Genomic DNA, 6,970 nt, shown 5'->3' with positions numbered 1-6,970 from the left:
TGACGGTGATGGTACCTTGGACATCAATGACGATTTCCCGAAAGACCCGACCGAGGATACCGATACCGATGGTGACGGAACCGGTGACAATGCCGATGACGATGCCGACAATGATGGCACTCCAGATGATGAGGATGCCTTCCCACTAGATCCGAACGAGGATGCTGATGCGGACGGAGATGGCGTTGGAGACAATGCTGATGACGATGACGATAATGATGGTATCACCGATATCGACAACGATGGTGATGGTCTAGGAGATAACGTTGATAATGACGATGACAACGATGGCATTCCAGATAGCGAGGATGATTTCCCTAATGACGCTTCGGAAACCACCGATACCGATGGAGATGGCATTGGAAACAATGCGGATACCGATGATGATGGAGATGGGTATTCCGATGAGCTTGAACTAGAGCAGGGAACAGACCCAACCGATGCTTCAAGCATTCCATTGGATACAGATGGTGACGGTATTCCCGACAGTTTGGATGACGATGATGACAACGATGGGGTTGTGGATGGTGACGATGCCTTTCCAACAAGTGATGAACCTTCTTTAGTTCCCGCTCAGGCCTTTACACCAAATGGTGACGGTAACAATGATGCTTGGGTCATTCCAGGGATTGATAATTACCCTAACAACAGAGTATCGGTTTACAACCGATGGGGCCACGAAGTGTTCGCTACGCAGTCCTATCGTAATAACTGGGAAGGATTCTATAAAAGCAGAAATGAAAAGCTTCCTGCGGGATCGTACCTGTACATCATCGATTTGGGTGATGGAAGTGCTCCATTGCAAGGCTGGATCTTTATCAACTATTAATCGCAACAACAAAAAACACACAATACAAACATGAACCTAATTAATAAATTACAGATACTGTTGGCGGCCATGGCTTTTACCGCAACGGTGAGTGCCCAACAAGACCCCAACTATACATTTTACCAGTATAACATGAACATATACAATCCGGCTTTTGCCGGAAGCTCGGAGGCTGCCGAATTCTCATTGGGAATCCGGAGCCAGTGGGCCGGTATAGAGGGTGCCCCAGAGAGCCAAAGTGCTATTTTTGGCATGCCCATGGGAAAGAATTTGGGAGTGGGAGCGTCCATTCTCAATGACCGTACCTTTATAGAACAACAGACATGGGTGGCCATAGACATTTCGTATTTCATCCAATTGGATGAAGACCATCGCCTTTATTTTGGCATCAAGGGTAGTGCCAATTCTTATGATGCCAATACCGATGGTTTGGTCACCTACGGTGTGGGACAGGATGGTGCCCTCATGAACTATGAAAGTAGGTTTACCCCAAATGTGGGTGCTGGGGCCTACCTGAAGCACGACAGATACTTTGTATCGCTCTCGTCCCCCAAACTCCTCACTCCGGATAGATTACAGGAACGGGATGGCAATGCGTACTTGGGTGCAGACCGTATGCATGCCTACCTCAGTGGAGGCTATAGTTTTTTCTTGGGCAAAACCTTGGACCTAAAGACCATGGGGATGTTCCGATATGTAGATGCCTCTCCCATATCCTTGGAGGTCACCGGTATCTTGGACTTTGGGGAGCGATTTGAATTTGGAGCCTCTTACCGCCATGATGAGAGTATCAGTGGACTTGTACTCTTCAATGTGAGCAACGGTTTCAACTTGGGATATGCCTATGAGACCTCCATCCAGAATTCCATTGACGGGCTGGACAACAATACCCATGAACTCTTCATGCGATTGCGTATGTAAAATCAAATTCCATGTATACTTGAAAAATGCCCCATCCAAGGTGGGGCATTTTTTTATGGATTTTCTTATGTTTTCTTATTCTTACTAAGAGTTTCACAACTTAATGCCCAATACCGTAATATCTAACAAGATTTTTAGCGCGTACCTCATCCTTTTTTTTAGCTTTGCCAGCATTCAACCAAATTGCAAAAATGCAGCGCCTTTACGTATTGTTCTTTTTTCTCGTTAGCCTAACGACCTATTCCCAAGATGTAGAAATTTTTAAACCCAATCCCAATAAAAATAAGCTGGAAGCCATGGAGACTTCAGGTCCCATCAAAGTGGACGGTGTTCTGGACGAAGCAGATTGGGCAAAAACCAAGCCCCACCCCAGGTTTACCCAGGTAGACCCTTATCAAGGTGAAGCTCCCAATCACGATACCGAAATCAAGGTGCTCTTTGACGAAGACAATCTGTATTTTGGGATTTTCTGCAAGGATTCATTGGGAAAAAAAGCCATTCGTGCCACGGATTTCAAACGCGATTTTAACTTTAGGACCCATGATTTGGTAACCTTATGTTTTGACGGGTTCAATGACGAGCGAAATGCCATGTCCATTGTGGTCAACCCCTATGGTGTACAACGGGACTACCTATCGTTTGATGCCATGTACTACGATATTGAATGGGATGGTAGATGGACTACCCGGACTACCCGAACGGACAAAGGTTGGATTGCCGAAATTGCCATTCCATGGAAGACTTTAAGATATCCCAAGACCGATGACCCCACTCAAATATGGGGCTTTCAATTGTATCGCAACCGAAGATTGACCAATGAGATTACCGCTTTCTCCCCATTTCCACGTTCGTTCAGTGCGGCGAGAATGGATTATGCAGGAAGGCTTACCAACCTTAAACCACCTCCGCCAACGCCCAATATCCAAGTAAAGCCTTATCTCCTCACCTCCTATAATCGATATAAAGGAAACAACCCCGATATTGAAGATGAGAATACGGATGTGAAAGCGGGGGGCGAATTTAAATGGGCCATTGACCCCAACAATGTTTTGGACATTACCGTGAACACTGATTTTGCCCAAGCTGATGTTGACCGACAGGTGAACAATATCAGTCGTTTTTCGGTCTTCTTCCCGGAACGCCGACAGTTTTTTCTGGAGAATGCTTCCCTTTTTGGAATCAATGTGGGCCCAGGTGATCGCTCACAGGGCGGATCCATGGTAGTGCAGCCATTTTTTAGTAGAAGTATTGGTCTTGACGGCGAAGGGAATCCACTCCCCATTGATGTTGGAGGACGTTTTGTACATAGGGCTTCGCGAAGGAATTATGGCGGAATCTACATCCGCCAAGCAGGAAATTCAACCATATCCGGAACCAATTTCTTGGTGGGAAGATACTCGGAGAATTTTGGAAAACAGAATCGTATTGGAGCATTGATGACTGCCAAGAACAGTTCGGAGAACACCAATATTACCGGTACGGTAGATGCCTTTATACGTTTGGGGGAACCCCATTCCATCAACGCCCTTTTGAGCTACTCCGGAAACACTGAAATAGGTGGTGGTGGTTTTTCGGGTATTGCCCAATATTATTACACTTCCAACAAGTGGAAAGCATGGTGGACCCAATCCGTGATCACCAAGGATTTCAGTCCGGAAATGGGATTTGTCTCCAGAAGTGATGTTATCGGAACAACACCTGGAGTCACTCGGTTCTTTCGAGGTGAGAAGATGCCTTTCAAACAATGGTTGCGCGCCTATGAACCCAGTGCGCATGCCCAGTTTTATCACCAAGCCTCCACGGGCAAATTGATCGAGCGCCAGTTGACCGGAAATCCATTGTATCTCAATCTTCAGAATGGGGGTAATTTTGGCTATGAAATTACCAGCTTTTTTCAAAACCTGACCGAAACCTTTACCCCATTGGGCCTATCCGTGCCTATGGGTGAATATGATTATGTGCAGCATTCGGTTTTTGGGAATAGCGACCCTTCCAAAAAACTCAATTTTGGTGGTGAGATAGAATGGGGAAGCTATTTTGATGGGGATTTAACCTCGTACAATGCACAGATAGGATACTCTCCCCTTCCCCATATTTCCTTGGGCGGAAGCTTTAACCGAATTGAATTTGAGGGTGTAGGAACGGGCAGTATCAGCAAAAATGTGGATCTGTTCAGTTTGGAATCCCGTTTGGCCTTGAACCCAAGGGTCCAACTTTCTGGCTTTCTTCAAAAGAATACGGAAAACGACCTTACCAATATCAATATCCGTTTTTCATGGGAATACAGCCCGCTGTCTTTTGTGTATTTGGTGTTCAATGATCGGGATTTCAATGAGACCCTTTACGGAAATCAAACCGAACAACAGGCCATTGTAAAAATCAATTTCTTAAAACAATTCTAGTTTTTTGCGATTAAAACTTGTTTTAGCTCCTGTTCGTTAAGGGGTTTAATGATGTAGTTCCCTACCACCTCGTAGTTTTTGGCACGCTCTTGGTCGTGAGGATGTATGGATGAACTGACCACATAAATGGTGACCTTTTCCCTATTGTGATGGGGTATTTTCACAAAGTCGTCCAGAAAGCCCCAACCGTCTTTGATGGGCATGTTCAAGTCCAAAAAAATGACCGAAGGCAATAGTTTTCCAGCCCCCAACCTATCCAAAAGACCATCTATGGCCTCTTGCCCATTTTGGAATACCAAAACCTCATTGGAAAAGTCCAACCTCTTCATCAAGACCTTCATCCCGAATAAGTGTATGGGATCATCATCTACAATACAAGCACTTTGCAACTGGCTCATGGTTTTATGCTTTTAATAGTTTCACCCTAAACTTTGTTCCTATATTGATTTCACTTTCAACCTCTATGCGCCCACCCATGGACTCTATCTGGTTTTTAGTGATAAAAAGTCCAATACCCCGGGCATCTTTGTTACCATGGAAGGTTTTGTACATCCCGAACAGCTTTTGGCCATATCTTTCCAAGTCAATTCCGAGTCCATTGTCCTCCACCAATAATTCAATGTACTGTCCCTGGTTAATAGCATGGATGGTAAGTGCACATTCCTTTTGGTGGTCTCGGTACTTAATGGCATTGGTCACTAGGTTTAAGATAATGCTCTCCATATAGGCCGCTACCCCTTTTACCTGCATTTCAGCTGGAACATTGACCTTGACCCGAATTTTGTTCTCATTGATCAAGGCATTCACATCTATCAAAATCTTATCCACTGTTTTCCGCAGCGGGACTACCTTTAATTTCTTTTCGGTTTCCAGTTTTACCTGCACCACTTCATTAAGGTGGGCAATGGTCTCATTGAGCCCATGGGAAGCCCTGCCCAACATGGTCAATGTATCCTTTCGCTCTTCCTGACCCAAGGTGTCATCCAAAAGGAACTCACTGATCATAGTAAGATTTGCTGCGTGGGAACGCAAATTATGCGAAACTATATGTGCAAAATTGAGAAGGCTATTGTTTTGGTTGGTGGTCAACTGCAACAATCCCTTTAGCTTCTTTTCTGCATTGATTCGAGATGAAATATCCACGATCTGTGATATAAAATGGGAGATTTCCCCATCAATTTTCTTTACCGAAGTGACTGTTAAAAGCACATATACCAACTGCCCTTTTTTATCAAAATAGCGTTTTTCTATTTGATAGGTAGATCTTTTTCCTTCCACAACTTCGCGTAGCAAGGACAAATCTATTTCCAGATCATCCGGATGGGTAATATCCTGAAAGGTCAATCGCAATAGTTCCGAATTGGTGTAGCCCAAGCTGCGGCAAAAACTTTGGTTCACTTGAATGAATGTACCATCCATCCCAACCAACGCCATACCCACCGAAGAGTTTTCAAAAGCACCTTGGAGCGACTCTTCACTGGTGACCAATTGTAATTGGGCAATTTTCAATTCGGTTACATCCGTATTGATTCCTATCATTTGTAAGGCCGTGCCTTGTTTATTTCTAATGACTGTGGCCTCGGCCTTTATCCAGCGGACTTGCCCATTGGGCCATTTCACTCTAAATGTGGTGTTGAAATCCTTTTTTCCCTCTATGGCATCCTGCACTGCTTGGGAGGTTTTTTCCAAATCTTCTGGAAGGACGCTGGCTTGCCACGCTTCATACACTCCCGCAAAATCGGATGCTTCTATACCATAAAGGATATACATATTAGGATCCCAGAATACTTCGTTGTTCTGGATATCGTATTCCCATATTCCTATTCCAGCGGATTTTGTGGCCAACGTCAATCGCTCACTCACATTTTTGTGCTCGATTTCAGCTTTTTTGCGCCTTTCAATATCCTGAAAGGTTCCGGTGATCCGAACACATTTGCCATCCATCATTTCGGGTTCGCCTATGGCCCTTACCCAAACTTCCCTTCCATTGGCCGTAACAATTTGGAGTTCCGTGTCCCAAGCCGTTCCATGCTCAATACCCGCCTGTACCAACTTTGTTATAGTGTCCCGACTAAAGCCTTCTTTAAAGAAAAATATCCAATCTTTAAGGTTGGGAATATAGTCATTTGGCACTTCATGGATCTCCCGGGTAATACTGGACCAATAAATGGTATTGTTCACAAGTTCAACTTCCCAACCCCCTATCCGTGCCACTTGCTGGGATTTTATCAAATGGGCCTCGTCCAATTTTCTCTCGGAGATATCTTCCAAAACCAAAATCAATCCATTGACCACGTCATCTTCGTCCTTTATCGCATCTATCTTCCATTCGTACCATACACTATCACCATTTTCCAAAATCACTCTCATGGTATCCGTCCTGAAACTAACCCCTTCCAGGCAATAACCGATGTCCAGTTTAAGCTCTTCAGGCAATTTTGGCATGGATTCAAAAAAAGGTTTGCCCATGGTACTCCGGGATAGCCCGAAGTGATTCAACCATCGGTCTGAAAAATCCACAAAAGTTAATTGGGTATCCAATAACGCTATTGGAACGGGGGTCCTTTGAAACAGAGATTGATCAATCGTCATGCAGTACGTTAAGTTATGATATTAAATTTAGGAAAAATGTCGCTAATAGGTTGTCGTCGCTACTTACAATAACGACAAAAAAAACTGAGCTAGTATTCACACTCTGTGTTAATCTCCATCTCTTCCGAAAAAAAATTACACCCCCTACCCGAATCCATTTTTAATGCCTTTACTTGATAAATCAATACAGAATTAAGTAAAGATGCTTGCAATGCCTTTAACCATT

Annotated in this window: 5 protein-coding genes; 3 read left to right on the top strand and 2 right to left on the bottom strand. The window is 44.2% G+C overall.

Features of this window, described 5'->3' with window-relative positions:
• From F8C76_RS02720 to F8C76_RS02710, 3 genes are all read left to right on the top strand, one after another.
• Nucleotides 1–829 (top strand): gliding motility-associated C-terminal domain-containing protein (locus tag F8C76_RS02720; RefSeq protein WP_170283963.1); only part of this gene is annotated, 829 nt, incomplete at its 5' end.
• 30 nt (nucleotides 830–859) lie between these two features.
• A complete protein-coding gene (locus F8C76_RS02715) occupies nucleotides 860–1,750 on the top strand; it encodes a PorP/SprF family type IX secretion system membrane protein (RefSeq protein ID WP_152130362.1) in 891 nt (296 codons plus the stop codon).
• Nucleotides 1,751–1,941: 191 nt separating this feature from the next.
• Nucleotides 1,942–4,152, top strand: coding sequence for a carbohydrate binding family 9 domain-containing protein (locus F8C76_RS02710; protein WP_152130361.1), 2,211 nt, complete (start codon nucleotides 1,942–1,944; stop codon nucleotides 4,150–4,152).
• Here F8C76_RS02710 and F8C76_RS02705 read toward each other — a convergent pair.
• Nucleotides 4,149–4,550, bottom strand: a complete 402-nt coding sequence (locus tag F8C76_RS02705; protein ID WP_152130360.1) for a response regulator — start codon at nucleotides 4,548–4,550, stop codon at nucleotides 4,149–4,151. The two genes, F8C76_RS02710 and F8C76_RS02705, sit on opposite strands and share 4 nt — an antisense overlap.
• A 4-nt stretch (nucleotides 4,551–4,554) precedes the next feature.
• On the bottom strand, nucleotides 4,555–6,744 hold the full coding sequence (locus tag F8C76_RS02700; protein ID WP_152130359.1) for a PAS domain-containing sensor histidine kinase: 2,190 nt from the start codon (nucleotides 6,742–6,744) through the stop codon (nucleotides 4,555–4,557).
• Between the last annotated feature and the right edge of the window lie 226 nt (nucleotides 6,745–6,970).

It is taken from the genome of Flagellimonas olearia, assembly GCF_009184425.1.
Taxonomy (GTDB): Bacteria; Bacteroidota; Bacteroidia; order Flavobacteriales; family Flavobacteriaceae; genus Flagellimonas; species Flagellimonas olearia.
The sequence above is the reverse complement of the archived record's forward strand: the minus strand, read 5'-3'. Positions and strand labels throughout refer to the sequence as shown.